The sequence below is a fragment of the Microbacterium sp. CPCC 204701 genome, from assembly GCF_004010105.1.
GTDB lineage: Bacteria > Actinomycetota > Actinomycetes > Actinomycetales > Microbacteriaceae > Microbacterium.
Window position 1 is genome coordinate 1 of sequence record NZ_RRYE01000295.1, and the last position, 3,767, is coordinate 3,767.

At 71.3% G+C, this 3,767-nt stretch carries 4 protein-coding genes and 1 pseudogene; 3 read left to right on the plus strand and 2 right to left on the minus strand.

What is annotated here, in order from left to right:
• Positions 1-419 (plus strand): helix-turn-helix domain-containing protein (locus EIO58_RS14170; RefSeq protein WP_205789291.1); only part of this gene is annotated, 419 nt, incomplete at its 5' end.
• Between the two features lie 129 nt (positions 420-548).
• A complete protein-coding gene (locus tag EIO58_RS14175) occupies positions 549-1,655 on the plus strand; it encodes an SAM-dependent methyltransferase (protein WP_240658871.1) in 1,107 nt (368 codons plus the stop codon).
• On the opposite strand, the gene EIO58_RS14180 is transcribed toward EIO58_RS14175, so the two are convergent.
• Together EIO58_RS14180 and EIO58_RS14185 are read right to left on the minus strand one after the other, a co-directional pair.
• Positions 1,637-2,710, minus strand: a complete 1,074-nt coding sequence (locus EIO58_RS14180) for an LLM class flavin-dependent oxidoreductase (RefSeq protein WP_127820074.1) — start codon at positions 2,708-2,710, stop codon at positions 1,637-1,639. The two genes, EIO58_RS14175 and EIO58_RS14180, sit on opposite strands and share 19 nt — an antisense overlap.
• 49 nt (positions 2,711-2,759) lie before the next feature.
• Positions 2,760-3,067, minus strand: a pseudogene (locus tag EIO58_RS14185) (NAD(P)-binding domain-containing protein).
• 96 nt (positions 3,068-3,163) lie between these two features.
• On the opposite strand from EIO58_RS14185, the gene EIO58_RS14190 reads away from it, so the two are divergent.
• On the plus strand, positions 3,164-3,767 hold a 604-nt coding region (locus tag EIO58_RS14190), incomplete at its 3' end, for a LacI family DNA-binding transcriptional regulator (RefSeq protein ID WP_164861723.1).

A 3,767-nucleotide genomic window follows, 5' to 3' on the forward strand; every position in this document is an offset into this window, starting at 1 on the left:
CGCCGGCGGCTCTCGCGGCGCTGCGACGAGCCGAGGCGTCGTTCCGCGCGGACCGTCAGCCGTACGAGCTGGCGCGCGTCCTGCTGCTGCTGTCCCGGGCGCACGACATGGCGGGGGATGCCGGCGCCGCCGCGGCGGCCTCGACCGAGGCCCACGACATCCTCGCCCGTCTGGGTGTCCCCGAGAACAGGAGAACGCCGGCTGCCCAGGCCGGTCCGCTGACGCCACGGGAACGCGAGGTGCTCGCGCTGGTGGCGCAGGGCGCGCCGAACCGCCGCGTCGCCGAGCAGCTGTTCATCAGTGAGAAGACCGTCGGCCGGCACCTCGCCAACATCTACGTCAAGATCGGCGTCGGCTCTCGCACGGCGGCGGCGGCCTGGTGGCATTCGGGCGGGTCGCTGCGGCACGCGTCGCGGTGACCTGCGTCATCGTGTGCAGTCGCCGCGCTGCGCGATCTGCATGATTCTCCCGATTCGCGCGGGCCGCCGCCGTCCTAGTTTCGGATCGGTGCGGCCGCGAAGAGCCGCGCTCGAACGAATGGAGCCCCCGTGTCCAGCAGTGCCGTCTCCGCCCCTGCCGTCCAGAGCCCGAGCGCCGACGAATTCGCCGAGCGCATGCTCGCTGCCGTTCTCGGCATGACCGAAGTGATGGCAGCGTACGTCGGCGATCGCCTCGGCTGGTATCGCAGCCTCGCCGGAGAGGGACCCGCGACGGTCGCCGAGCTCTCCGCGCGGACGAGCACGCACCCGCGCTACGTCCGGGAGTGGCTCGAACAGCAGGCTGTCGCCGGAATCCTCGTGATGGAGGAGGGAGCGGACGGGTCGCCGGCCTCGCGGCGCTTCACACTGCCGGCCGGGGCCGCCGAGGTGCTGACCGACGAGACGAGCCTCGCGTACATGGGTCCGATGCCGCGCCTGTTCGCCGCCACGGCCCGTGTGCTGCCCGAGCTGCTCGAGGCCTATCGCCACGGCGGCGGAGTCAGCTGGGAGCAGCTCGGCACCGATGCGCGCGAGGCGCAGGCCGATCTCAACCGACCGTGGTTCGATCAGCTGCCCGGTGCCTTCGCGACGATCCCGCAGCTCGAGTCGGTGCTCGCGCAGCCCGGGGCTCGCATCGCCGACGTCGGTACAGGTGCCGGGTGGTCGTCGATCGCCCTGGCCCAGGCGTATCCGGAGCTCCGCGTGGACGGGTTCGACATCGACGAGCCGTCGATCCAGCTGGCGCGCGAGAACGCCGAGCGTGCCGGCGTGGCCGACCGCGTGCACTTCCACAACGCCGACGGCGACGGGCTCGCCAACTACGGACCGTTCGATGCCGCCTTCGCCTTCGAGTGCATCCACGACATGCCGCGGCCGATGGATGTGCTCGCGGCCATGCGCCTCGCGGTCCGCGAGGACGGTCTCGTGATCGTCATGGACGAGGCCGTCGGCGAGACGCTGGTGGCGCCCGGCGACGACCTCGAGCGGCTGATGTACGGCTTCAGCCTCTTCTGCTGCCTGCCCGACGGGCTCTCCCACCAGCCCAGCGTCGGCACGGGCACGGTGATGCGGCCCGGCATCCTGCTCGACTACGCGCGCGCGGCCGGCTTCGCCGACCTCGAGATCCTGCCGATCGAGGACTTCGGGTTCTTCCGGTTCTACTCGCTGGTGAGGTGAACCGCGGCGGCGAGCAGCTCGAGCGTGCGCACGCGGCCGGGTGAGGCATCCATCGGCTCGTTCTCGTACGATCCCGCGATCGGCGAGATCATGACCTCGTCGACGCCGTGCACAGCCGCGAAGGCACGGAGGCTCTCGGCGACCGTCTCGGGGGTGCCGACGAACCACTTCGCGCGTGCCGACGCCATGGACGACTCGGCGAGCGCGTCGAAGTCGGATGCCCCGGCCTGCGCCTGCTCGACGGTCTCGAGTGCGCCGAGCGGCCGGTTGGTGCGCAGGCGCGCGGTCATGCGCAGGTTGGGCAGGGCCCGCGCCTCGGCCTCGTCCTGGGTGGGCGCGACCAGCACGTTCGCGGTGAGGAACGTGCGGGGCGCGGCGAGCGTCTCGCTCGGCTGGAACTGGGTGCGGTACAGCTCGAGCGCGCGCTCCAGTCCCTCGCCCGAGAAGTGGTTCGCGAACACGTACGGCAGGCCGAAGGATGCCGCGAGCTGGGCCGAGTAGTCGCTCGAGCCGAGCAGCCACACCTCCGGCACGCTGGTCGCGGCCGGCGTGGCGTGGACGTCATAGGTCCCGCCGCTCGTGAACCGGAGCGCTGCCCCGTCGGCCGACACGAGCGACACGATGTCGCGCACGTGCTCGGGGAATCGCTCGACGTCGCTGGTCGTGCCGCTCTGCCGGAGCAGCTGCGTGATCACGGGGTCGGAGCCCGGCGCGCGCCCGATGCCGAGGTCGATGCGGCCCGGCGCGATCGCCTCGAGCGCCGCGAACTGCTCGGCCACCACGAGAGGGGAGTGGTTGGGAAGCATGACGCCGCCCGACCCCAGCCGGATCCGCGAGGTGCGCGCGGCCGCCGCGGCGGCGAGCACCGGAGGCGTCGTCGACGCCACTGCCGGCATGTTGTGGTGCTCGGCGAACCAGTACCGGCGGAAGCCGAGCCGGTCGGCCGCTGCGACGAGGTCGAGGGATGCCGCCACCGCCTGTGCGCTCGTCTGCCCGGTGCGCACCGGGACGAGGTCGAGGACGGACAGGGCCGGGGCAGGGGCTGCGGTGCTCATCCCCAGCGACAACCGGTGGCGGCATCCTCTGTATTCCGTCGCTGTCCGGTCAGGGAAGGCGGTTGGCCTTCGTGAGGTTCTCGCGCAGCTCGGCCGCGGTCTGGCGTGCCACGTACGCAGGCCGGTCGCGCTCGAGCCGCCATGACTCGCCGAGCGGGCCGGCGCTCACGGTGTCGAAGCGCAGCCTGTCGTAGATGTCGGTGACGAGTTCGACCGCGTCGGCGTGGTCGCTCGCGGCCCGTGGAGGGTCTCGGGTCCTCGCGAGTTCGCGATCACCACGTCGTAGCCGAGGCCTGAGAAGGCGCGTGCGAGCGCGCTGCCGATGTGTCCTGCGCCGATGATTCCGATCGTCGTCATGATGAGGCGGAACAGCGCGGCGGCCGACTGCTGTTCCGGCATCGACGACTTTCATCCGCTTGCGCGATCACGCAAGTTCTTGCGTACACTGAGCGCATGTCGAAGCGTCTCGCCGAAGTCGCGCGCAAGGTCGGGGTCAGCGAAGCGACCGTGAGCCGTGTGCTCAACGACAAGCCGGGAGTGTCGGACGCCACCCGCCAGGCCGTGCTCACGGCGCTCGACGTGCTCGGCTACGAGCGGCCGACAAAGCTCCGCGGCGAGCGCGCGCGACTTGTCGGCCTCGTCCTGCCCGAGCTGCAGAATCCGATCTTCCCCGCGCTCGCCGAGATCATCGGCGGAGGGCTGACCCAGAACGGCTACACACCGCTGCTGTGCACGCAGAACGCCGGCGGCATCACCGAGTCGGATTACGTCGACCTGCTGCTGCAGCAGCAGGTGTCGGGCGTCATCTTCCTCGGCGGCAACTACAGCCAGGCGGATGCCGCGCACGAGCACTACGAGCGGCTCCGGCAGGTCAACCTGCCGACCGTTCTCGTCAATGCGCGCATCGAGGCGCTCGACTTCGCGACCGTGTCGACGGATGACGGGGCCGCGGCTGAGCAGGCGATCCAGCACCTGCACCAGCTGGGCCACCGCCGCATCGGTCTGCTGCTGGGGCCCCACGACCACGTCCCGTCTCAGCGCAAGCTCGCCGCCGCCC

Bases quoted from the DNA above. Each gene is read 5' to 3' on its own strand.
- EIO58_RS14180 (WP_127820074.1), bottom strand. From the start codon at position 2,710: ATGAGCACCGCAGCCCCTGCCCCGGCCCTGTCCGTCCTCGACCTCGTC.